25 protein-coding genes are annotated in these 22,843 nt (G+C 58.0%); 1 reads left to right on the top strand and 24 read right to left on the bottom strand.

The window, feature by feature from the left end; translation table 11 throughout:
• Nucleotides 1-5: 5 nt before the first annotated feature.
• The 9 genes from I6F33_RS25540 to I6F33_RS25500 form a co-directional block, all read right to left on the bottom strand.
• Entirely contained in the window at nucleotides 6-245 is a 240-nt protein-coding gene (locus I6F33_RS25540) for a nitrogen fixation protein NifZ (protein ID WP_225129563.1), read from the bottom strand.
• On the bottom strand, nucleotides 242-556 hold the full coding sequence (locus tag I6F33_RS25535) for a nitrogen fixation protein NifZ (protein WP_225129565.1): 315 nt from the start codon (nucleotides 554-556) through the stop codon (nucleotides 242-244). The genes I6F33_RS25540 and I6F33_RS25535 overlap by 4 nt, the downstream gene beginning before the upstream one ends.
• 357 nt (nucleotides 557-913) lie before the next feature.
• Entirely contained in the window at nucleotides 914-1,138 is a 225-nt protein-coding gene (locus I6F33_RS25530) for a 4Fe-4S binding protein (protein ID WP_225129566.1), read from the bottom strand.
• A gap of 9 nt (nucleotides 1,139-1,147) precedes the next feature.
• Nucleotides 1,148-2,647: a nitrogenase cofactor biosynthesis protein NifB gene (nifB, locus tag I6F33_RS25525; protein WP_225144561.1), complete on the bottom strand. Its 1,500-nt coding sequence runs from the start codon at nucleotides 2,645-2,647 to the stop codon at nucleotides 1,148-1,150.
• A gap of 640 nt (nucleotides 2,648-3,287) precedes the next feature.
• On the bottom strand, nucleotides 3,288-3,626 hold the full coding sequence (locus I6F33_RS25520) for a hypothetical protein (RefSeq protein WP_225144492.1): 339 nt from the start codon (nucleotides 3,624-3,626) through the stop codon (nucleotides 3,288-3,290).
• A 241-nt stretch (nucleotides 3,627-3,867) separates the two neighbouring features.
• A complete protein-coding gene (gene nifT, locus I6F33_RS25515) occupies nucleotides 3,868-4,092 on the bottom strand; it encodes a putative nitrogen fixation protein NifT (RefSeq protein ID WP_027571421.1) in 225 nt (74 codons plus the stop codon).
• The gene (gene nifS, locus I6F33_RS25510) at nucleotides 4,089-5,255 is read right to left on the bottom strand and encodes a cysteine desulfurase NifS (protein ID WP_225129568.1); all 1,167 of its coding nucleotides are present in this window, start codon (nucleotides 5,253-5,255) and stop codon (nucleotides 4,089-4,091) included. Before nifS ends, nifT begins: the two co-directional genes overlap by 4 nt.
• Before the next feature lie 100 nt (nucleotides 5,256-5,355).
• Nucleotides 5,356-5,550: a NifU family protein gene (locus I6F33_RS25505; protein ID WP_225129570.1), complete on the bottom strand. Its 195-nt coding sequence runs from the start codon at nucleotides 5,548-5,550 to the stop codon at nucleotides 5,356-5,358.
• A gap of 41 nt (nucleotides 5,551-5,591) precedes the next feature.
• Nucleotides 5,592-5,912: an iron-sulfur cluster assembly accessory protein gene (locus tag I6F33_RS25500; RefSeq protein WP_225129572.1), complete on the bottom strand. Its 321-nt coding sequence runs from the start codon at nucleotides 5,910-5,912 to the stop codon at nucleotides 5,592-5,594.
• A 263-nt stretch (nucleotides 5,913-6,175) separates the two neighbouring features.
• On the opposite strand from I6F33_RS25500, the gene I6F33_RS25495 reads away from it, so the two are divergent.
• A complete protein-coding gene (locus I6F33_RS25495; protein ID WP_225129648.1) occupies nucleotides 6,176-6,766 on the top strand; it encodes a hypothetical protein in 591 nt (196 codons plus the stop codon).
• Between the two features lie 8 nt (nucleotides 6,767-6,774).
• On the opposite strand, the gene I6F33_RS25490 is transcribed toward I6F33_RS25495, so the two are convergent.
• From I6F33_RS25490 to I6F33_RS25420, 15 genes are all read right to left on the bottom strand, one after another.
• Nucleotides 6,775-7,170 (bottom strand): Rieske 2Fe-2S domain-containing protein, encoded by a 396-nt coding sequence (locus I6F33_RS25490; RefSeq protein WP_225129574.1) that lies wholly within the window; start codon nucleotides 7,168-7,170, stop codon nucleotides 6,775-6,777.
• 479 nt (nucleotides 7,171-7,649) lie between these two features.
• Nucleotides 7,650-8,489: a host specificity protein gene (locus I6F33_RS25485; protein WP_225144491.1), complete on the bottom strand. Its 840-nt coding sequence runs from the start codon at nucleotides 8,487-8,489 to the stop codon at nucleotides 7,650-7,652.
• Nucleotides 8,490-9,403: 914 nt separating this feature from the next.
• Complete coding sequence (fdxB, locus tag I6F33_RS25480; RefSeq protein WP_225140382.1) at nucleotides 9,404-9,700, bottom strand: ferredoxin III, nif-specific; 297 nt, start codon at nucleotides 9,698-9,700, stop codon at nucleotides 9,404-9,406.
• 12 nt (nucleotides 9,701-9,712) lie between these two features.
• Nucleotides 9,713-9,913, bottom strand: a complete 201-nt coding sequence (locus I6F33_RS25475) for a CCE_0567 family metalloprotein (RefSeq protein WP_225144490.1) — start codon at nucleotides 9,911-9,913, stop codon at nucleotides 9,713-9,715.
• Entirely contained in the window at nucleotides 9,910-10,386 is a 477-nt protein-coding gene (locus I6F33_RS25470; RefSeq protein ID WP_225144489.1) for a NifX-associated nitrogen fixation protein, read from the bottom strand. The genes I6F33_RS25475 and I6F33_RS25470 overlap by 4 nt, the downstream gene beginning before the upstream one ends.
• Nucleotides 10,387-10,392: 6 nt before the next feature.
• Nucleotides 10,393-10,788 (bottom strand): nitrogen fixation protein NifX, encoded by a 396-nt coding sequence (gene nifX / locus I6F33_RS25465; RefSeq protein WP_225129584.1) that lies wholly within the window; start codon nucleotides 10,786-10,788, stop codon nucleotides 10,393-10,395.
• Complete coding sequence (gene nifN, locus I6F33_RS25460; protein ID WP_225129586.1) at nucleotides 10,785-12,194, bottom strand: nitrogenase iron-molybdenum cofactor biosynthesis protein NifN; 1,410 nt, start codon at nucleotides 12,192-12,194, stop codon at nucleotides 10,785-10,787. The genes nifX and nifN overlap by 4 nt, the downstream gene beginning before the upstream one ends.
• A 9-nt stretch (nucleotides 12,195-12,203) precedes the next feature.
• Entirely contained in the window at nucleotides 12,204-13,850 is a 1,647-nt protein-coding gene (nifE, locus tag I6F33_RS25455) for a nitrogenase iron-molybdenum cofactor biosynthesis protein NifE (RefSeq protein ID WP_225129588.1), read from the bottom strand.
• A gap of 92 nt (nucleotides 13,851-13,942) precedes the next feature.
• The gene (gene nifK / locus I6F33_RS25450) at nucleotides 13,943-15,499 is read right to left on the bottom strand and encodes a nitrogenase molybdenum-iron protein subunit beta (RefSeq protein WP_225129590.1); all 1,557 of its coding nucleotides are present in this window, start codon (nucleotides 15,497-15,499) and stop codon (nucleotides 13,943-13,945) included.
• 66 nt (nucleotides 15,500-15,565) lie between these two features.
• Nucleotides 15,566-17,068: a nitrogenase molybdenum-iron protein alpha chain gene (gene nifD, locus I6F33_RS25445; RefSeq protein WP_225129591.1), complete on the bottom strand. Its 1,503-nt coding sequence runs from the start codon at nucleotides 17,066-17,068 to the stop codon at nucleotides 15,566-15,568.
• 465 nt (nucleotides 17,069-17,533) lie between these two features.
• Complete coding sequence (locus I6F33_RS25440; RefSeq protein WP_225144488.1) at nucleotides 17,534-18,781, bottom strand: cysteine desulfurase; 1,248 nt, start codon at nucleotides 18,779-18,781, stop codon at nucleotides 17,534-17,536.
• Nucleotides 18,778-20,100, bottom strand: a complete 1,323-nt coding sequence (gene sufD, locus I6F33_RS25435; RefSeq protein ID WP_225129595.1) for a Fe-S cluster assembly protein SufD — start codon at nucleotides 20,098-20,100, stop codon at nucleotides 18,778-18,780. Before sufD ends, I6F33_RS25440 begins: the two co-directional genes overlap by 4 nt.
• Before the next feature lie 19 nt (nucleotides 20,101-20,119).
• Complete coding sequence (gene sufC / locus I6F33_RS25430) at nucleotides 20,120-20,872, bottom strand: Fe-S cluster assembly ATPase SufC (RefSeq protein WP_225129597.1); 753 nt, start codon at nucleotides 20,870-20,872, stop codon at nucleotides 20,120-20,122.
• Nucleotides 20,873-20,937: 65 nt separating this feature from the next.
• A complete protein-coding gene (sufB, locus tag I6F33_RS25425) occupies nucleotides 20,938-22,434 on the bottom strand; it encodes a Fe-S cluster assembly protein SufB (RefSeq protein ID WP_225144487.1) in 1,497 nt (498 codons plus the stop codon).
• Between the two features lie 194 nt (nucleotides 22,435-22,628).
• Nucleotides 22,629-22,823: a 4Fe-4S binding protein gene (locus I6F33_RS25420; RefSeq protein WP_225129601.1), complete on the bottom strand. Its 195-nt coding sequence runs from the start codon at nucleotides 22,821-22,823 to the stop codon at nucleotides 22,629-22,631.
• Nucleotides 22,824-22,843: the final 20 nt, after the last annotated feature.

Genomic DNA, 22,843 nt, shown 5'->3' with positions numbered 1-22,843 from the left:
TCCATTCAAAGCACTGTGATTTCTTCTTCAAGACAGCCGATGAGCATCTGCTCACCAAAATCGACAATATAGATCGGCACGTTCGCTTCGGTATGGATCGCGACGTTGATGATCTCGCCGGTCGCTCCGGCCGCGAGCAAGACTCCCTCGGGCTCCATGTCGGGATATGAGTGGTCGTTGATGAGGTCGACTGCGGTTTTGACCCGCTGGCCCCGCTGATATTTCGGAACGCCGGGCTGAGTCATGACTCCTCCGGGAATGGCAGATCATCGATCTCCTCGCACGTGTCCACCGGCTCTAGCTCCTTGCGCTTCATGCCAACGCGGTAGCCGCTTTCCAAAAACTCAACGCCGTAGATGTAGAATTGCTGCAGGAACGTGCCGATCGAGACGACATAACCGACCTCCCCCTTCTTGACTAAGACGTCGCCAATCTCCTTGCCGCGATAGGTGCCATCATTGCGGATGGTGCGATTGGCTCGCAGCTTTTGGCCAAAGCTGAAGACGGGCGGGTCGCTGAGCTCGACGACGTCGCTGTCGCGAACAATGCTGTTCATGTACCGCTCCTCATGCATCGCTCCCTCTAGAGATGTAGGAAGCTGCCTCGCCCACGGCAGGCGAGATCCTGCATCACTTCATACTCGCGCGGCGTGGTCAGTCTCATCGACGACAGCAGCGCTGGGTAGGAAGGCCGCTCTCGGAATCGCGAAACGCCTTGGACCGCCGCGCAGAATGAAATGCCCGCCAGGGCCGTGCTGCCGACCAGCAACAGCACGATCGCAGGGCAAGCCAGCGCAGTCGTCGTCCGTGATGGAGGACCGAACGTCGGCGTCCGCGCCGCCGCCAACGCGCAGCACGAAGCTTGCGACGTTTTCAGCACCCGCTCTTGGCGTGCCGTTCATGGGGTTCACACTTTAGACTGGCGCCTGGTAGCGAGGAAAGGACGTGTCAACCACACAGGTATTGTCGACCGGACAGGCGGCGACACATTGCGGCTCGTCGAAATAGCCAACACATTCAGTGCATTTCGCCGCTTCAATGACAAAGCTGCCCCCCTTCTCCGAGATAGCAACGTTCGGGCATAAGGGTTCGCAGGCTGAACAGCTCGTACACTGCGAGGCGATGATCTTGAATGGCATATATCCCCCTTAGCCTGCGGAGATCAGAGATCCTTGCGGGATCGCGGCGTCGCCGCGCTGCGCGTGCTGGATCTCCCCGCGTTTCACCTTATCCAGATAGGATCTGAACCAGGCGATCGCCGACTTCTCAATGAACTCATGGGCATATTGATCGACCGGCTCGATCCCTGCCTTGATCAGATTGCTTTTCGGGCAGCCGCCTATCTTGGAGACGAAGACCGCATGGCAGTCATGGATGCCACGCATGATGGCGGAAAGCCTGTCCTCCTCGCCATAACCGCCCTGGCAGTAAACGTCCACGCGGCGGTGGCCGACGAATTTGGCGCCGGATGTAGAAAGTTCGTAGACCTGGAATTCCTTTGCATGCCCAAAGTGCTCGTTGATCACCCCCGAGCCCTTGGTTGCGACGGCCACTAGAAGAGTGATCGCGCTCATCTCCCCGGCAAATTCCGCAAGCTCCTTTTGGGCGACCGCGACTCTGGCGGCACGCTCATGCTCTACCCTGCCCTGATATGCCTTGCGCATCTCTAGGTCATATTCGACGTCCATTTTCATGACCTGATCGGTGGTGAACTCTGCGCTGCGGTCCTGCCCGAGCAGACCGACCGCATCGGCCCGGCACTGGCGACAATGGCGCATAATTTTTATCTCTCCTTCACAAGCATCTTGCAGCGCCTTCAATTCTTGCGCCGTCGGTCCGCGCTGACCGTTGAGGCCAAATACTGTGCCGTGTTCGGGCGCGGAGATCAGCGGCATGATATTGTGAAGGAAGGCACCGCGCGACTTCACCGCCTTGTTGACCTCGATCAGGTGGTCGTCGTTGATGTTTGGGATCATCACCGAGTTGACCTTGCACAGGATACCTCGTTCGCTAAGCATCTCGAGACCTTGCAGTTGGCGATCGGTGAGTATTCTTGCCGCGTCAATACCCGTGTATCGCTTGTGGTTGAAGAAGATCCACGGATAAATCTTGGCTCCGATTTCGGGATCAACCATGTTGATGGTGATGGTGACGTGGTCAACCTTGGACTTGACGATGGTATCAACATAGTCCGGCAGTGCGAGTCCGTTCGTTGACAGACACAGTTTGATTTCGGGAGCGGCCTTGGCGACCAGCTCGAACGTCTTGAACGTCTTTGCTGGATTGGCCAGAGCATCGCCCGGTCCAGCGATGCCAAGCACCGTCATCTGCGGAATGCTGGTCGCGACCGCGAGCACTTTTCTGACCGCCTGCTCAGGCGTGAGCTTCTCGCTCACCACACCCGGACGCGATTCATTGGCGCAGTCGTATTTTCGGTTGCAGTAATTGCACTGGAGGTTGCAGGCAGGCGCGACCGCGACATGCATACGGGCGTAATGATGATGCGCTTCTTCGCTGTAGCAGGGATGGTTCTTGACCTTTTCCCAGATTTCGGTCGGCAGATCGCCTTGGCCTGCGTGCGAGCCGCAGCTCGCCTGTCCGGTCTTGGCCGAAGCGCGGCAGCGCTTATGCTCGGGGGCGGGCTGCATCATCTTGCCGCTATCCACTGCAGCTTTGACATACTTTCCGCGTTCATTTTCATTTTTCCCTGCTGGCATCATCGCCCCCCCAGGACGATCCGTGAGCGAGCCTCAAGAAGCTGGATAGCAACTTGCATGCCATGGCGCAGACGATGAAATTGCAGCCATACGCCAAGGAGTTAGCGGAAACCATCGTCGCTGGCGCACGAAAGAAGAGCAATGATGCGCTTGTTGACGATGCGACAGATACGTCGTCATTCTCACGCAGAGCTCCACGGCTTGCGCATGCTCGCGCTAAGCTCGCCGGAACCGGCTCCATCTGAACGGGTTTTCTCGCGTTGCGGCTCCCACGATACGAGCTGGGGGATCCGGGCTTCATAAGGCCACTAATGGGTGAGCAGTATCTCAACCGTGCAAGGGAACCCAATCGCAAGCGGTGTCAGGCGTTGCTCGAGTAGAAAGCGGAGCTCGTTGCGAGAGAGCGCGTCCCCATCAACGATGGCATAGTGGGTGCTGGCCGAGCGCTTGATGATCTACCGCCGCATAGCTACGCAACAGCTGTTCGTTGAAGCGACAGCCGATCAAGAGAAAGGTCTGTTCGCCTTTCCTTGATGGATGTCCGGAACTGGCGTCTGAATGTCGATTTCGGTCAACGCCTGACGTAGTCCGCGTCGGAGATAAGGAAGGTGTTGGCCGGCTGCACGCTGCCATGCGACTTGTACAGCACCCCCGTCGCCCAGCTGACGGCCACGGCACTGCCGACCTCTCGGCCAAGCGAATCGTAAAGGCGATACCAGCGATTTTCGCCAATGCCGACGCGGGTGATACCCTGCACTTCGACCCATCCATCGCGCTTATCCAGCGCCGGGCGCATGGCGGCATCATACCAGATGTCGACTATGACTCGCAGCGACAGGGACGCAAGATGATGGCGCGACCGCGTCGGCTGAACTGGCCGAGCGAAAGCCCGCGCCATCAATGCCGTCACGGCGGACCGATCTTTGCTGATCTCGACTTGTCGCGCCGACGCCAACGCATTGCCCCTAGCCGGCCGCGGCAGCGGAACCTCGCTCGAAGAAGCCGGGCAACGCCTCTGGCGTGGTCGACATATCGGATCTGCACAATTCGGCGAGGCCAGGACCGAGATGGGGAACAATGCTCGCGGCCCTCGTCCACGAGCGTGGCTTTTGCATCGGCCGCATCGACAAAGTCGATCTTCGGGGGCGCCTTCAGGGATCGTCCCCGTTCTCGCCCCGTTTTTTAGCGTTGATTGTGATCGGTAGCCGTGTGTCGCTCGCCATCTCGGGCAAATCGAGCACCCAGCCATTAGCTACTTTGATCCAGCCGCCCCATAGCGTCTCGTGCTCGGATTCCACGATTGGCTCTTCGAGATCCTTTTTTGGCACGTATATCGACAGGCCCGCGTCCGGAGACCGGCGGATCATGATTTTCACGTGGTCAACTCCTTGGCTGTGACGCAGGAGGTGGCGCGCAGGCGAGCCACGATGTCGGACACTGCGCACACGACCTCATCGACCTCCGCGAACGAGGTTTCACGTGACAGAGAAAAGCGCACCGCGCCGCGCATCCGCCACGCCGGCACCTGCATGGCACGCAGAACATGCGAAGGCTGCATTGAGCCGGAGTTGCAGGCTGATCCGAGCGACACGGCAATACCGGCCCGATTGAGATGGTGGGCGATGGCTTCGCCTTCGAGATGATCGAAGGCAATAGTGGCCGTGTTCGCTAACCGATTGCTGATATCGCCGAGCGCAACGCACTCGCCATTGTGCAAAATTCCCTGCTCTAGGCGGTCGCGCAACGCGCCAATGCGAACGCGCTCCGGTTCGAGCCGCTCCGCCGCGAGCTCGGCAGCCTTTCCCAGGCCGACGATGCCGGGAATATTCTCAGTCCCGCCGCGGCGTCCTCGTTCCTGTGATCCGCCACAGATCAGCGGCCGGAATTTTGTCCCTTTGCGCAAATATAGCGCGCCGATTCCCTTGGGGCCGTGCAGTTTGTGCGCGGATAGCGACAGCATGTCGATCGCACTGTCCTTTAGGTTTACGCGCACCTTACCGATGGACTGGACTGCATCGGTGTGAAACAGCGCGCCCGCCTCACGGGTCAACCCGGCCAGAAACTCTACAGGGAATATCGTTCCGGTCTCGTTGTTGGCCCACATAACCGAGGCGATCGCTGTGCGTGGCCCGAGCGCGCAGCGAAACGCCTCGATATCGAGCCGGCCGCGGGAATCTACGGGTACGATGTGCGTCTTGACTCCTCTTGCCGCCAATTGCTTGGTTAACGCAAGAACGGCGGAGTGCTCTACCGAGGTGGTGACAATCTCGTCTCGGTCTTCCTGCGTCGCAAGCGCAGAGAGGATCGCGGCATTATTCGCCTCGGTCCCTCCCGAAGTGAAAACGATTTCTTGATCGTATGCGTTCCCTAACAGGCCCCGCAAGCTATGCCGGGCCTGCCTCACAGCGACCGCGACCTCGTCGCCAAAGGCATGCGTCGACGAGGCATTGCCGAATTGCTCGGTGAAGAACGGCAACATGGCTTGTACAACGGATGGATCGGTCCGGGTCGTTGCATTGTTATCGAGGTAGATCGGCATTCTATTCCTCGCTCATCCATTGCCTCGCCTGCAGCAGCAACGGGGACCAGATTCAATTCGCCGAATTGATCAACCAGCCGCGCCTGAATGCCTTCCAGCGTCACCCGCGAAGTCTACAAACCGTGCAGGCACCGGTCAGCGTGACCATGATCCTGCTGCTGCCATCGATGCCTATCAGCTGACAGTCGCCATCATCGCGTGGCAGATTGGGGCGTATCTCTTCGAGAGCCCCGCGAATGCGACGCTTTAGGTCTGTCGCAGTGGACGACGATTGCCTCAGTTGTTCGGCCGGCATGCTTCGATATGTCCTCTTCATCAGCTGAACGATTTTTTTCATCAGCTGAACGATTTTCCGCAGGAGCAGTTCGCGGTGGCGTTCGGGTTGTGAAAGGTAAAGCCAGAACTCTCCAGTGCCATCACGAAATCGATGGTCGTGCCGACCAGATGCTCACGGCTCTTGTTATCGACGAACACCTTCAACCCGTCGCATTCGATCACGGTGTCGTCAGGCTTCGGTTCCTCGGCCAGGCCCATCTTGTATTTAAATCCATTGCAGCCGCCTGCTTCGATCATGACGCGCAGACCGCCGGTCGGGTGCGCCGACGATGAAATCGCGCTCTTGATTGCATTCACTGCGCTGTCCGTCAGGTTGATCACGGCTTTCCCTCATCAGCTTGGATCTAGCTGTTAAGGGCAAGTCACGTGCCAGCGCGCAGGCGCTTGATGATGCGCACTTTTTCGGACCGCGCCTGTTGACTTTGGAACCGGTGTTGGGTTCCTGACACGACTAGGCGCGGCCCCCTGACGCGTTTTCTTTCTAAGCTACGCGCGGGCAGCTACGCATGCAACGGCAAGCAATTTGCATCGCATCTGGCACCGGCCAAGGCGTCGGTGAAGAGCTTAGATCGAGGACGAATTTAATGACTGCAATCGAGAACACCGCACTCGGCAGATTTGAGAAGGAGGGCCGCCTGCTCAACGCCGTACTCAAAGGCGCGACTACCAAGCCGGGCCGGTTCGGCTTTCGTGGCGACGTCGCACTGAAGTTCCAGACTCAGGTCGCCGACGAGAAGCGACCGCCGGACTATTCGATCGAGCAGGTTCTGACGATCGCGCAGGACGGAGAACGCACTATTCCGGTGCTGGCCGGCTACCTACACTCCTTCGCGTATCTTGCTGACGTCGCGACCGTCCTTGACGGCGCCTTAAGCCCAACCGGCAGCTACTTCATGTTTTGCAACAACATCGATTTGCTGGCGAAATATCGAATCAAGTTCGGTGATATCAACTTTCACGTCTTGCCCTGCGATGAATCGACCGTTTGGAAGGAGATGATGGAGCTGGTCGGGCTCAACAAGGACGACATCAAGAAGCTCGATCCGGGCGGCAAGCTTGATTACCTCCTCGATGCCGCAAAGGATCTCGATCTGTCCTATGAGGAGATCTCTTACGACGGCGGGCTAAAGAGGATGGAGCCGGTGAAAAACCGCAACGAGAACCGCCCGGTCTGAGGCGGTCTTCAGTTGTTTGGCGATGCATCGTCTTCGACAAGACGCACGCCGAGGACACAGATATCACCATCCAGAACTGCCAACGCGATCGGCGTGAGCGCTCTACCCTGACATGGACCTTCGACGCACCGCCCGGTGCCGAGTTCGAAGGTCGAACCGTGCTTGCCGCACATCAGCCGGATGCCGCAAGGATCCAGGAATTGGTTCTGCTCCCAATCCAATTTGACGCTGTTGTGCGGGCATTTATTGACATAGCCAAGCACTTTTTTGCCCCAGCGCACCACAATGATGGACCACGGCCGGTGATTGCCGTCATCTTCAACGACCATAAGATGGAATCCCATGGCTTGGCGGCTCGGAATGTCGTTAAAGCCGCAAATTGCATAGATGGGATTTGGCTGCATTCATGCTCGCTTATTGCAAGGCGCTTTTCATTGCGTTGTGCAATCAACGTGCAAGAAGTGTGCAAGTGCCTGAGCGGATCGTGTCTGTGGTAATCCAATGCGCAAGCTTATTGCAGCTCACCCCATTACCAACGCACAATTAGGCCAGTTCGTTCGACGATTGGGCCGTGCTGCCCTTCCATGAAGCCCGCCCAGCTACAGCTTTCGGCTTCAAGCATTCTGCACGATTTGCCGGATAGCTACATGCGGTGGCTGGTCGTTGCTGCTCGTTGATGGCCACGGCCGTGGCAACCCCGTTAGGGCCCCTCGGATCGCCTATCCCCCGCGAGCATCGTAAGAGCCTCGGAGAGGGGCTAGACGGTCGTTTCGGCCGCCGGGGCGACGCTGCGAGCGTCGCCCCCTTGAAGTAAGACCATTGCGTCCGCTATAGAACGGTCGAAAGCCCATCATTTCAGGCCCGGTGCTGCTATGCAGCCAATTTACTCGAGGGGCATTCGCCTAAGAGCGCGCTCCAGGTAAATTGAAGCGCCGTCGTCCGAGGAATCCGAGTCGTAGCTTCTCTGAGGACCGACATCACTGCCCCCAGCTTTGGAAAGATACTTCGTAGGCTTGTCTACACGCTGCCACTTGTCATTCTCGTTCTTCGTCCACACTTCGGGATTTTGGTGAGGATCAAGCACCCAGTGGTTACGGCCCACGTGAACAAAACCCATGTCCGCAAGGCGGGGTTCCATGCCTGGTAAGGCCGGCCTCGACATGATCAGCGGATGGTCGCCGTCCTCTCGCAGTAGATGTTCTAGCAAGATGTCGCCAGCGTTCTCGACAAGCGGATGAGTTACCCTAAGATCTACCACGGACGTGATATCGTTCCGCCCAAACTGTTGTTGAAATTGGTCTCCTTTGATCCGAACCGGGCCTCCTGCTCTTAATAGCCCGACAATTTCGTCGCCCAACCGGTAGCTGTAAAATCGTGCTGGCTTATTTGGATCGTCGTAGGTGTAGGCGTAACTTCCAGCAACGGTTGCTGCGCGCTCAGCCTTCTCGGAGACGAAATCTGAGTATTCCTGTGGGTTCTCGGCGATCTGCATGATATCGCTGCGCAAGAACCTCTCGACTCCTCTCCTGAAGGTTTCGCGGTCGGGGATCTCTCTAATGGGCGGTTCGGAAACGAGAGAGTATGACGCCGCTGGTTCGGATGACGACCCACTTGGTTCCATCCCTGCAACTGTTTCCGCAAATCGGGGACTATCTCCCGCTTCTGACGAATCGTCATTACCGGTTGTGAACTGGCTGGATGAGCCAACGATTCTGCCATACATCAGACCGCTCTCCTATGAGAAAAGTTGCACGCAATCGAGCTCGCCCACGCGCGGCTCTGCCTGCGAGGATAGAATTCCTAGCTGACCACAACCTGACCAAAGCACTCAGCGTTTACACGTGGCTACCCCGCGCAGTCTGCGCGTAGCTGCGACTAGCCGCGATCTGTGGGTGGAATCGCACGTAATATCGGCGGCTACGATCCGTCGAAGAAACCGATGCTTATGATAATGACTTGCACGTTCCTATTAGCAGATGGGTTACCCCGCCCGACCACGTACATCGACCCATGAACCCGCAACGAGAATTAGAGACCTGCGTGCCAATTGTTCCGCGTCCTGATTTTGCGATGTGCGCTCGATGCCCATGTGCTCTATTGCAACGGCCTGTACTGGGCAGCGAAATGTCGTCCCCGCTGGGCGTGTGCAAAAGACCAACTAAGGTGTTCCCGGCGCATCCCGTCCCTGTAGAATCGACCATCTAGGCAGACACCATTGTCCACGATCGGCGGCGCGGCGGGAACATAAGCTTCTCCTGATCCGCAAGCAGACATGCACAGGATCCGCTCGGATCAAATCGCCAGATGTAGTGGCTAACTGCCTTTCAAAGTAGACTCCTCGGCCTCAATCATGACAGGCTTCAATCCACTTAGTGCGGCGCGAGGCGCAGCTCGCCTCCTACGAATACGCGAACCTTGGGGACGAGTGGTTCGTGAGCAACGGATATTATGCCGGCATGACATAGCCCGAGGCCCCAACCATCGCCCGGTAATGCTTACGCTTTCGCCGCTCGATCTTGCTATTCGATGCTTGGTCGACATCCTTCTGGCATGCCGTCCTCACCTGAGTTCACCTGATCACAATTGCGCCTTGCCTCACGTATATCTCGCCTGCCACAACAGGACGAGTGTGTTCGCTCACGCTGCTTCAGGTACCGCCGAAGTGTGCGTCTGGCAGTTGGCCGGGCAAACCCTGGCGCATGCACCGCAGCCGATGCAGGCGCCTTGATCATTCAGAACCATAATTTTCTTTTCGATCTCATCGTCCTCGTCGTCGAGGTCGACAAGTTCGCCTCCCTCACCGATTCCTTTCAAAGTCATGACATCTCGACCGCACACCTTGAAACAGCGGCCACAGCCGATGCATTTCTTTGCATCGATCGTGATCAAGTATTGTGGCGTCCAGTCGCGTCCGTCTCGTGTTTGGAACGACATGCATTGCCCCTTTTAAGTATTCTCTAGCGCCTTCAAGGCGAGACTCTCGCGCTCAAGTTCGGCATAAGCATCGTACGTCTTCTGCGCGACCACCATGATCGAGGTCCAGTTGATGGGCAATTCTTCCGAAAGGTCGTGCAGATCCAGCTTGGCCTGTATCGCCTTGGCGGACACTTTCCTTAGTTCGGCCTTCAGTGTTTCACGATCGCTCATGAATATCCCCAATAGTTCGCCACCTCCGGAAATTTCCAAATCAGGCCGATTCCGTCGCTGACACATTTGTCGCCCTGCTGCGCGAGCTTCACCAAACTATCAAATCCGAAGCGATACACATCGCGCAGCTGCTTGTTCACGGCGATCAGACGGCCTGAGATGAGCACCATGCGGGCGAATCCTTCATGATGCAGATCCAGAATCGGCTGGGTCATCGCGCCGGTCTCCCTCTCGATCGAGAGCGCGACCGCATCGAAGAAAAGCTTAAGCCGCCACAGTGGATCGGGATCAGGATCACCGATAATCGGCAATGCGCGCCGTTTCTCCTTGTCCAGAATATAGAGTTCGAGCAGATCGAGATCGCTCCTCGCCTCCAAGGCTCCGTTGGTGTCCTGAGCACGCCAAACCTTGATCAACTCCACGAGGAACGGCGCGTCGGCGGCGTTTCCCTGCTGCTCTATTTTAGCGGTCATATCACCTCATTCGTCGAACTCGAAGGTTCGCCGTCGGTCTTTTGCCATAGCCTTGCGTAGCCAGGGAGGTGGCGTGCCCTTCAGTACGCGCTCGAGTTTCTCGAGCAACACCAGAATGCTTTCTGGCTTGTTCACCTTGATAGGATGGATCTTGTTGGCGACCACTCGCGCAGCCCCAGCACCGCCAATGGCGCCGACGTAAAGGATTGCGCAATCCTTGATTGCGTCGATCTTGGGCGCCAACTTGTCGTCGTTGCCGTCTTCCTTTAGATCGCCCTCAAACTCAACCGCTTTGAGAAACACGTGCCCGCTAGGCGTGACATCGTAGATCGCGATATTCTTTGCCCAACCAAAATGGGCATCGACGCGTTTCAGGTCCTGAGTGGCAAACGCGACCTTCATGCACTCGACCTCTCAGCTGCGCCGGTGGAACTGCGATATCCCGAGCATCGCGGCGATCCGGCCGCAGTTCGCCATTTGTCGGGCGTAGGCCGATCGTTCTCCTCACGATGCGCGATCACGAGATTGGCGATATCGAAGACCAGATTGCGGGTACCACGATAGCCCACGGATAGTTGGTGTCCCGCACCAAGTCGGTCGAACATCGGAAAACCCGTACGATAGAACGGGACTTTCAGCCGAGCAGCCGCTTGCCTGCCATGCGAGTGCGTGATCAGCAGGTCGCAATGCTTTGTTTTGGCAAGCCCTTCCAGATCCTCGAGATCGCCAATGAGTACCTCCTTGGTCTTAATCCGCTCGATCACCCCCGACTGAGTGGTCGTCACGGCCGCCGTCACCTGCGCGCCCATATCGTGGAGCATGCCGGATAGATCGAACAGGAGGTCTGGCTCAGCGCCGATCGCAACTTTGCGACCGCCAATATGGAAGTGCGCGTCCAGCATTGCATCGGCGAGCTGACCGCGCTGGCGCCGATACTTCAACGGTATGGGGCGACCGCTGATCTCGCTCAAGAACGTCATGAATTCGTCGTTCGGACACAGGCCACACAACCGCTCGAAGACACGAAAAGGCACGCCGGTCTTGCCCTGCATGACCTCTGCCGCCCGCTGCATCTGCGCGCCGATCGCAATCGTCCACCCGGCGCGGCCCATGCTCGCAATTTCGTCGACGCTGATGCCGCCGATGGTCGTTGGCGTAAACTCATCGGGGATATGCCCATCGAGCGATCCCGCCAGATCAGGGAGGAAGGACGGGATCAACCCGAAATCCTCCAGTATGACACGGAGTTCATCAAGGTCGCCGGGCGTGAGGTGACATCCCGGCAGAACATTCACCTTCGATGGATCCCGCAGGCCGCTGGCGTTGGGCCCTTCCACCAGCACCTCCACAATGCGCGCCACAGCCTTTTCCCAGCCGTCCTGGAACGCGCCCTTGAAATCCGGCGTCGAGACATACACCAGTGGCAACTTTGCGAGTTGCGGATGATTGCTCCGGATTAGCTTGAGGTAGGCATCCACATCGTCGCCGTTGGTCTCGGTGATACCGGTCGAGCAGATTCCGATGATCTTTGGCTTGGTTCGGTTATAGATGTTCAGTATAGCGTGCTCGAGATTCTCATAGCCGCCGAGTACGGTCGCGACCTCGCTCATCGCGGTGGTCTGCAGCGGTACTGCCTCTTTGAAATGCCGGACAAAGAGCGTGAGACCGAAGGATGTGCACCCCTGGGAGCCGTGCAGAAGCGGCATCGCCCCGCGCAGCCCCATGAACGCGAATGCGCCGCCGATCGGCTGACTCATCTTCAGCGGGTTGACAGCGCACGCTTTTGTCGGCGCCGTGACGATTGCCATGACGCCTCGCTATTCTGCGGCCTGTCGCATGGCAGATGGTTCGGACACCAAGATATCTTCGATGCGTCTTTGGCAGCAGCCACCGACCGCATTGGTATGCTCTCTGACCGCTGCGACGCTCTTCAGGCCGTGCGCATAGATTGCATCCTCAATCGTGCCCAAATCGACTCTGTTACACACGCAGATCTTCCTCGCGCGGCGCGCGGTTTCGGCGAGCGCCGGATCGCGGGCGATCGCGGCCATCGGCGATTGTATCTGCACCATCGCCTTGGCCAATGCTTCCCATGGTGCCGGTCGACGTAGCTGCTCCCACATCGGACTGGAGAGCGAATTATCGATCTCCTCCACCAGCTTGACCATTCCGACATAGCCCATATAGGCGTGGCAACGCTCCTGGTTGATATCGAGCCAGGGCATCGCCGCTTTCAGCGCGACGAACTGCGACTTGCCGCCCGATAGCATGATGTCCGCTTTTGCGTCCTTCAACATCTTATACATTTCGCGCGGCGTCATGTCCTCGATCATGTGGGCATCCTGCCCCATGAGCTCCTTGATGCGCTCCTTGTCCTTCCTGGTTGATTTCTTGACGCTGGTTCCGACTAATTCAAGCCCTGCTTCCTGGAGTGCCGCAACGACCGACCACGACTTGACGCCGCCGGTAATCAACAAGGCCTTCTTACCTTCGAATCGCGGCTTGTACGGCTCTATCGCAGCCCACGCCCACGCTTCCTCGCGCGCGATCACTGCTTCGGTGCGCCCGAGCAGATCTGTCGGCGCGCCGCGTTCAACCAATAAGCGGGCAAGCTGACGCAGCGATTCGCTCGAATCTTGAATACCGTAGAACGACCCCTCGAAGAACGGGATCCCGTAGCGTTGCTCCATCTTGCGTGCGACGTTGATCATCGACTTTGAGCACACCAACATCGCCGCCCGCGCGCGATGAGATGACGCGACTTCGCGATATTTGCCATCCCCGGAGATGCAGGAGAGAATCCGTACTCCAAGCTCGTCTAGCAATGGCTTCACTTGCCAGAGCTCTCCCGAAAGGTTGTATTCCCCGATCAGGTTGATGTCATACGGCGTGGTATAGTCCGGTTCTTGCGTCCCGATCACATACTCGAGCAAGGCCTCGCCGGCGAGCTTGTTACCGAGGTTCTTCGAGCCGACGAAGCCCGGCGAATTGATCGGGATCACCGGCTTTGCGAACCTTTGAGATGCTGCCTTACAGACTGCGTTGATGTCGTCGCCGATCATCGCCGGAATACAGGTTTGATAGACGAAGATGGCGGGCGGGTCGCACTTCTCGATGATCTCCTTGATCGCTTTGCAGAGCCGCTTCTCGCCTCCGAATACAATATCGGTTTCGCTCAAATCGGTTGTGAATGCAGTGCGCCACAGATTCGCGCCGGACGACGCCGCGCCGCGATTGTCCCAGGAATTTCCTTCGCACGCGATCGGACCATGCACCAAGTGAGCGACGTCGGTGAACGGCTGCAACGCAATCTTGGCGCCATCGAAAGCGCAGCCGCCGGCAGCGCTACCCGGCTGCAGCTGTTTGGTGCAGCCGTTCTTGCGTTCAGCCTCCGACTTACTGCCGTTCTTGGCGCAGCCCGGCTCGTCGAAAATATTCTGGAGCGTGGCCGCTAGTGAATTCATCCTTTTTCCTCTCAGCGCAAACTAATTGCGTGGTCAACCCTCGTGTGCTTGTGTCATCGTCAAGTGCTTTGGCGATGGCACACGGTCGCTCATCAACGAATGATATCGAAACTGTAGTCAGTTTTGCCAAGAACGTTTGTCTTCTTGTCCATCTCATCGAAGATCTTGTCCAGGATCTTCACCAGCACATTCAAGCCGCCCTGATAGCCCCATAGGGGGGAGCGGTGATGATGATGCCGATCAAAAACGGGAAAGCCGATGCGGATCAGTGGCGTTCCAGTATCGCGCTCCAGATACTTGCCATAGGTGTTGCCAATCAGAAAATCGACTGGCTCGGTGAACAGGAGTGAGCGCATGTGCCAGAGATCTCGGCCCGGATAGGCTTGGCAGCCCTGCCCAAATGGCGAGCTTGCAAGCAGCACCTGCATTTTTTCGTGCCACGCCTTGTTGCCGTTGGTGGACAGCACATGGGTCGGTTCGGCGCCGAGTTCGAGCAGAAACCCAGCCAACCCATAGCAAAGATCCGGATCGCCATAGATCGCGAACTTCTTGCCATGGATATGCGCGCTGGAGTCAGCGATCGCGTCGACCAGGCGGCCACGTTCTCGCGCGAGTTGCTCGGGAATCTCCTTGCCGCTGATGCGTGACAGCGCCAGGATAAAGTCATCCGTTGCCGATAAGCCCACGGGGTAGTTGAAGGATACGACGTCCTGTCCATGCTCAGCCACGAATGGCAGCGTTTTTTCGGTGCACCACTGCTGCATGGAGATTGTCGCCTTGGCGTGAACCGCGTTGGCCGCATCTTTCAGGGTCGTGCCTCCGTCATACATCCGGAACTCGCCGTCTGTCGGAGTATCGAAAACGTCAGAATTGTCCGCTAGAATCGTGTGCTGGATGTCCATTAACGCCAAGATGCGCTTGATCTCGCGAAGGTTTCCGACGGTATAGCCATCGAACCCACCAATGATGTTGATCGCCCCGTTCTGCTTGCGCTCCAGCTTCGGCGCTGTTCCGGCCTTACCGTCCCAAAAATGCTCCAGAATGCCCTTGAGCGCATTGTCATAACCGGTAACGTGGCTGCCGACGAACGCTGGCGTGTGGGCGAATGGCACGTCGAAGTCTGCCGGAACCGAGCCTTTTTCTTTCGACGTCTTGATGAAGGCGTTGAGGTCATCGCCGATCACCTCGGCCATGCAGGTCGTCGAGACCGCAATCATCTTGGGCTTGTACATGTTGTAGCTGTTCGCGAGCCCGTCGATCATGTTGTTCAGGCCGCCAAATACGGCAGCGTCTTCCGTCATCGACGAAGAGACGCAGGAGCTAGGCTCCTTGAAGTGCCGCGACAGATGGCTGCGGTAGTAAGCCACGCAACCTTGAGAGCCGTGGACGAAGGGCAGCGTGCCCTCAAAGCCAACAGAGGCGAATACGGCGCCAAGCGGCTGGCATGCCTTGGCCGGATTTACCGCTAGCGCCTCCCGCGCAAAGTTCTTCTCGCGATATTCGGCCGTTTTTGTCCATTCCTTGATACGCTCGACCTCGGCGGGATCGCGAGGATTCTCGAATATCTTCTTCTTAGCCAGCATCTGCTGGTATTCTGGACCGCGGAACAGCTCGAGATGATCGAGCACGTGTTCGGCACTCTGCGCCATTGTTGAAATCCTTCACTATCGAGGTTGGTGTCGCCCCGGCTTTCCCAAAGAGCGAGATAAGTTGATTTATTCAGCAGCCAGGAGCTTCGCCCTCGAAGCTTGATTCCAGGGGGCCTTCGTTTTCTTCCAGACCGGCGAGTTGATCGCCATGTCCATGTCGCGCGCAAAGATCGCAAAGCCGTCATAGCCGTGATATGGGCCCGAATAGTCCCAGGAGTGCATCTGCCGGAACGGCACACCCATCTTTTGGAAAATGTACTTTTCCTTGATACCCGAGCCGACGAGGTCAGGCTGGAGCTTTTCGACGAAGCGCTCGAACTCATAGCCATTGACGTCATCGTAGATGAGCGTGCTGTCCTTTACGTAATGCTGAGCTGTGCGCTGATAGTCGTCGTTGTGACCGAACTCGTATCCGGTGCCAATGACTTCCATCCCGAGGTCCTCGTATGCACCAATCACATGACGCGGACGGAGCCCGCCGACGTACAGCATCACCGTCTTGCCCTCCAGGCGCGGGCGATATTTTGCGATCACAGCGTTCACCAGCGGCTGGTACTTTTCAATCACCCGCTCGGCGCCTTCCTTAATCTTGTCGTCGAAATAGCCCGCAATCTTGCGCAGAGACTCTGCGATCTTTGAAGGTCCGAAGAAGTTATACTCGCACCAAGGGATACCGAACTTCTCTTCCATGTGGCGTGAGATGTAGTTCATGGAACGGTAGCAATGCAGAATGTTGAGCTTTGCTTTCGGGGTTGCCTCGAGCTCAGCCAGAGAACCGTCGCCGGACCACTGCGCGATCACCCGCAGGCCCATCTCCTCCAGCAGAATTCGTGATGACCAGGCGTCGCCGCCGATATTGTAGTCTCCGATGATCGCAACATCGTACGGCGTCGGCTCAAACTTTGGTTTGCCATCCGGCTCGAGCTGGTCGAAAATCCAATCGCGCACCGCGTCGTTGGCAATGTGGTGGCCTAGTGACTGCGACACACCCCGAAAGCCCTCACAACGGACCGGCACGATGGTCTTGCCGCCATATTCCTTGGATTTCGCTCTTGACACGGCCTCGATGTCGTCACCGATCAATCCGATCGGGCATTCCGATTGGATCGTGATGCCGTTGTTGAGTGGAAACAGCTCCTGGATTTCGTCAAGAATTTTGACCAGCTTTTTGTCGCCACCGAATACGATATCCTTTTCCTGGAAGTCGGAGGTGAACTGCAGGGTCACGAAGCTATCGATGCCCGTCGTGCCAACGTAATAGTTGCGTCGCGAGCCCCACGAATACTGACCGCAGCCGACTGGGCCATGGCTGATATGAACCATATCCTTGATCGGTCCCCAGACCACCCCCTTTGACCCTGCATAGGCGCAGCCTCTGATCGTCATCACGCCGGGTATGGATTTGATGTTGGACTTCACCCCGCAGTCTGATTTGCCGGCTTGGTGAACGTTGAGGTGCTTGGCACGCCGTTTCGCGGTTTTCTCCGGATAGACCTTCAGCACCTCCTCGATCAGCTCTTTGTTGCGAGCCCTGATTTCTGCGATGCTCTGGGTCGTGGCGAGACTCATCTGATGTCCTTCAAAGGTTAGCTGTTGTGAGGGCGGCTTCTTGCCAAGACTTCTGCAACCAGCATGCCAGCATCTCGTGAGCACAAAAAACAGAGCAATCAAAATCGCTTAGCGCGCCTCGTGCGGTGATAGGGGGTGTTGTTGCGAACCCGACATCACGCTTTGGGCAGAGAACTCTTGGCTTGGCCCTGTTCGAAATGGAACAAGGGCTGGTTATGGGTGAAATTGCCCGCCCAATACTCGAGCGTGTCCGCGATCGGAATACTCTGCAATCGGCGCTCGCCGAAAGCGGCCGAACAGGAAGACCGGCTGCAAGGCCGAGTGGCCTACACAGGCTCGCCAATGCTATCTATGCCTGCTGAGATCTACAGGTGCTTACGTGCTACGATGACGATGAGGTGCATGACCTCACGCTCCAGATCTCAATGCGAGCTGCCTCGCCACCCGGCGTCGTAGGCTCGCCGATCACGATAACAGCTGCCGCGCCTTGATAAGCGCACGCACGAGCACATCAATCTCTTCACGTGTATTGTAAAGTCCGAGTGACGCACGGCACGTCGCCAGCACGCCGAAGCGCTTGAGCAGCGGCATCGCACAATGGCCCCCCGCCCGCATCGCTACACCAGCGCGGTCGACGACGGTAGCAATATCATGGGCATGCGTACCCTTCATATCAAAGGAAATGATCGGCCCCTTCTCGGCCGGGGTCCCGATCATGCGCACGAAGTTGATGTCCGTCAGCCTCTCCTGCGCGTAAGCGAGCAGTGCGCCCTCGTGCCTGCGGATTTGCACCTTGCCTATTGAGTTGATGTAATCGATAGCCGCCCCTAAACCGATGGCTTCGACGATCGGCGGCGTACCCGCTTCGAAGCGATGTGGCGGATCACCATAAATGACGCCGGAACGCGAGACGTCGCGGATCATCTCCCCGCCGCCATTGAAGGGCGGCATCCATGCCAGATGCTCAGACTTGCCGTAAAGCACACCGATCCCCGTCGGACCATAGAGCTTGTGGCCCGTCATGACGTAGAAATCGCAATCAATGTCGCAGACGTCGGCGCTCAGATGGACGCATCCTTGCGAGCCGTCGACCAGCACCGGGATACCACGAGCATGCCCGATCCTCACCACGTCTTTCACCGGCAACACCGTGCCGAGCACGTTCGACATTTGTGTGATTGCAACCATCTTGGTGCGCGGGGTCAGCAGTCGCTCAAAATCATCGAGCAAAAAGTTTCCGTCATCATCCACTGGGGCCCATTTGATCACTGCACCGAGTCGTTCCCTGAGAAGGTGCCATGGCACAATGTTGGAGTGGTGTTCCATAATCGAGAGAACGATCTCATCACCCGCGCTAATGCGTTCACGGCCAAACGTCTGCGCCACCAGATTGATTGCCTCCGTGGCGCTCCGGGTGAAGATGATCTCTTCGTTTAAATGCGCGTTCACAAACCGCGCCACCTTGGCACGGGCGTCTTCATACGCCTCCGTCGCCGCGTTAGCGAGGTAGTGCAAGCCGCGATGAACGTTGGCATATTCGCTGGAGTACACCTGCGTCATACGGTCAAGCACCGCGTTGGGCTTTTGCGCGGATGCAGCGTTATCGAGGTAAACAAGCGGCTTGCCGTACACCGTCATGGCGAGCGCAGGAAAGTCTGTACGCAGACGGTTGACCTCGTAAATGCCATTGCTCACGGCGGGATGTGCGCTCATCGCCCCGCCTTTAGCCAGTGTTCAGCTTGCGCCGTCACAAAATCGCGCAGATTCTCGGAAGTGATCTCCTCAATCGACTCGCCAACGAACGCTTTAATCAGCAACATCTGCGCATCCTTCTCTGATAGCCCCCGGGCGCGCAGATAGAATACGAGAGTGTCGTCCAGCGCACCCGATGTCGCTCCGTGGCCGCAGGTCACGTCGTCGGCCAAGATTTCGAGTTCCGGCTTGTTGTCGACCTCGGCCTGGTCGGATAGGAGCAACGCTCGCGTCGTCAGGGTGGCGTCCGTTTTCCGGGCGGCAGGACGAACGATAATTCGGCCCTGAAACACCGAGCGACCGCAATCGTCTACGACCGCGCGGAACTTCTCCCGACTGGTGCAATGTGGCATGGCGTGGTCGACCACGACCGTTGTGTCCGCGTGGAGCTTGTCCCTGATGAGATTAACCCCATTCGCCGAGAGCTTGGTTCCCTCGCCGGCCAGCGTGATGAATCCCTGATAGCGGCTGATGGAGCCGCTGCAGGTCATGCTGAAGAGGTCGAGCTTAGCCCTGGCGCCGACTGCGATGATCGCCGACGAGATGTTCACGGCGTCAGAGGCAGCAGCTGCCACGCGGATATACGAAAGGCTCGCCTCGTCACCAACCAGGGCGATTATCGCATCGTTGGCTTGATAGCCACTCGCGCGTTCAGCCGGGACGAAACTTTCTACGATGGCCGCATGCGCTCCTTTACCGAGTTGCAGATAGCAACGTGTAAAGGTGGACACCGACAGTCCGGTTGCGACGTGAACGATTTGAATTGGACGCTCCACCGCATTGCCGTCGGCGACCGTAATCACCAAGCCATCTGTCGCCATTGCGGCGTTGAGCGCGATCGCCGAGTCGCTCGTCGTCGATAGCACCAGACCGGCCATGCCCCCAGTAGCCGAGTTCTCCAGAACCTCTCGCAGCGACCGCACAACGACTTCGTTTTCCAGCCTGCCGAGATCGGATAGCTCCGGCGCGAATATGCCATCCACCAAAACCAGTTTGACCGCCTGATCGGCAGCCACTTGCTTGACCGAGACCTTTGCGCGCACCAGCGCCTCCGCATCCGGCCGCGGAGCGAGTGGCAGCACCTCGCTGATCAGGGCGCGCAGATCTGTGTATTTCCAATCCTCCATGCGCCGATGCGGGAGGCCGGTACGCTCGTAGACCTCGAATGCTCTCGCCCGTATTTGGGGGACAGGGCCTGCACCAGGCAGCCGTCCACGCGCCGCAGCGAAAACATTGCCCATTGCGCGTTCGGCGTCGGCTTTGACCAAAACCTGCTTCATCGGGAAGTCCCTAGAGCCGTCAGGCCGCGTCTTCGAATTGGGCGTAGCCACAAGCCTCGAGCTCCAGCGCGAGTTCCTTGCCGCCACTCTTCATGACCCGCCCTTTCGACATCACGTGCACAATGTCCGGCACGATATGCTCGAGAAGCCGCCGATAATGAGTGATCACGATCATCGCTCGTTCCGGCGAACGTAAGGCGTTGATGCCACTGGCGACGATACGCAGCGCGTCGATATCGAGGCCGGAATCGATCTCGTCAAGGATGCACAGGCTCGGCTCGAACAACGCCATCTGCAAAATTTCGTTGCGCTTCTTCTCGCCGCCGGAGAAGCCGACATTGACGCCGCGCTTGATCATGTCCCGGGGAATGTTGAGCGAACCGGCCACCTCGCGGACTCTTTTCAGAAATTCGGGGGTGGAGAATTCCTGTTGGTCGCGCGCCTTGCGCTGGGCGTTCAGTGCCGCGCGCAGGAAGTTCATGGTGGTCACGCCGGGGATCTCGACTGGATACTGGAATGCTAGGAACACGCCCTTGGCGGCGCGTTCATTTGGCTCCATCCGCAAGAGGTTCTCGCCCCTGAACAAGATTTGTCCGCCGGTGATCTCATAGCCCGGCTTGCCGGCGATGACGTGCGAGAGCGTCGATTTGCCGGAGCCGTTCGGCCCCATGATCGCGTGCACTTCACCGGCATGGACGCTAAGATGCAGCCCGCGAATGATTTCGCGGTCTTCGACACCAAGATGCAAATCTCGGATTTCGAGTAGCGCCATTCTGATCTGCCCCCTGAAATGCGTCGTCTGGCGAGCCGCATTCGAGGGGCTCGCGGGAGGTTTCGTTATCCAACGGATCCGTCGAGCGAGATCGAGATTAGCTTCTGCGCCTCCACTGCGAACTCCATGGGCAGTCTTTGCAGAACTTGCTTGACGAAGCCGTTGACGACGAGGCCCACCGCTTCTTCCTGGCTGAGCCCGCGCTGGATGCAGTAGAACAGCACGTCCTCGGAGATCTTCGAGGTCGTCGCTTCGTGCTCGAACGTCGCCGACGAATTCTTCGCCTCGATGTACGGCACGGTATGCGCACCGCATTTGTCGCCGATTAGCAGCGAGTCGCAGGCGGTGAAGTTGCGCGCGCCGGTCGCTTTGCGATGCGCCGTCACGAGACCGCGATAGGTGTTCTGCGACTTGCCGGCGGCGATACCCTTGGAGATGATGCGGCTCGACGTGTTCTTTCCGAGATGGATCATCTTGGTGCCGCTGTCGACCTGCTGGAAGCCGTTCGAGATCGCGATCGAGTAGAACTCACCGCGCGAATTGTCGCCGCGCAGAATGCAGCTCGGATATTTCCAGGTGATCGCAGATCCGGTCTCGACCTGGGTCCAGGAGATTTTCGAATTGGCGCCGCGGCAGTCGCCCCGCTTGGTGACGAAATTGTAGATGCCGCCCTTGCCTTCCGAATTGCCGGGATACCAGTTCTGCACCGTCGAATATTTGATCTCGGCATCGTCGAGCGCGACAAGCTCGACCACGGCGGCATGCAGCTGGTTCTCGTCGCGCTGCGGCGCGGTGCAGCCTTCGAGATAGGAGACGTAGGAGCCCTTGTCGGCGATGATCAGCGTGCGCTCGAACTGGCCGGTGTTGCGCTCGTTGATGCGGAAATAGGTCGACAGCTCCATCGGGCAGCGCACGCCCGGCGGCACGTAGACGAATGAGCCGTCCGAGAACACCGCCGAGTTCAGCGTCGCATAGAAATTGTCCGAGGTCGGAACCACCGAGCCGAGATATTTCTGCACCAATTCAGGATGCTCGCGGATCGCCTCCGAGATCGGCATGAAGATCACGCCGGCCTTCTTCAGCTCCGCCTTGAACGTGGTCGCCACCGAGACCGAATCGAACACCGCATCGACCGCGATCTTGCGGCGGGCCGGATCTTCCTCGCCCACCTTCGGCTCAACGCCTTCGAGCATGGCGACTTCCCGCAAGGGAATGCCGAGCTTCTCGTAGGTTTTCAGGATCTCCGGATCGATCTCGTCCAAAGACGAGACCGTCTTCTTCGGCTTCGGCGCCGCGTAATAATAGAGATCCTGGAAGTCGATCTTGGGATAGTCGACGCGGGCCCAGGTCGGCTCCTGCATGGTCAGCCAGCGCCGATAGGCCTCCAGCCGCCACTGCAGCATCCAGGCGGGTTCGTTCTTCTTCTGTGAGATGAACTTTATGATCTCTTCCGACAGCCCCTTCGGGGCCTTCTCGGAGTCGATCAGGGTCTCAAACCCATAACGATACTGGTCGACGTCGATGCGCTTCACGCGCTCGACCGTCTCTTGTACGGCTACCATTGCCCGCTCCACTCACGCAGCGACAACTCCCGCCGGCGAGGATAGCGCCGCAATCTCTCTGAGCGGATCGTGCAAGTCGCCGCCAACTCTGGGCCAGCGAGTGAGAGAAACAGGACACGGATCCAAAAGGCGGCGGCTGACGATAGCGTCTTCATCATGTTTCGCGCCGGAGCTCCTCTCATCGGCTACCCCACCTATGCCGGCACGCAGGTATCGGGCACCGGGCAAACGACCACGCATTGCGGCGCGTCAAAATGCCCCTCACATTGCGTACACTGGGTCGGATTGATCACATATATATCGTTCTTCAGGCTGATCGCGGCATTGGGACATTCGAACTCACACGCACCGCAGACGGTGCACTGGGATGCGATTATCTTGTAGGCCATCACTGCGATTCCATGAGCAA

Origin of the sequence: Bradyrhizobium sp. BRP20, from assembly GCF_020194215.1 — a bacterium.
Lineage (GTDB): Bacteria > Pseudomonadota > Alphaproteobacteria > Rhizobiales > Xanthobacteraceae > Bradyrhizobium > Bradyrhizobium yuanmingense.
Note: the sequence above shows the minus strand (reverse complement) of the source record. Positions and strands in the feature narration are given on the sequence as shown.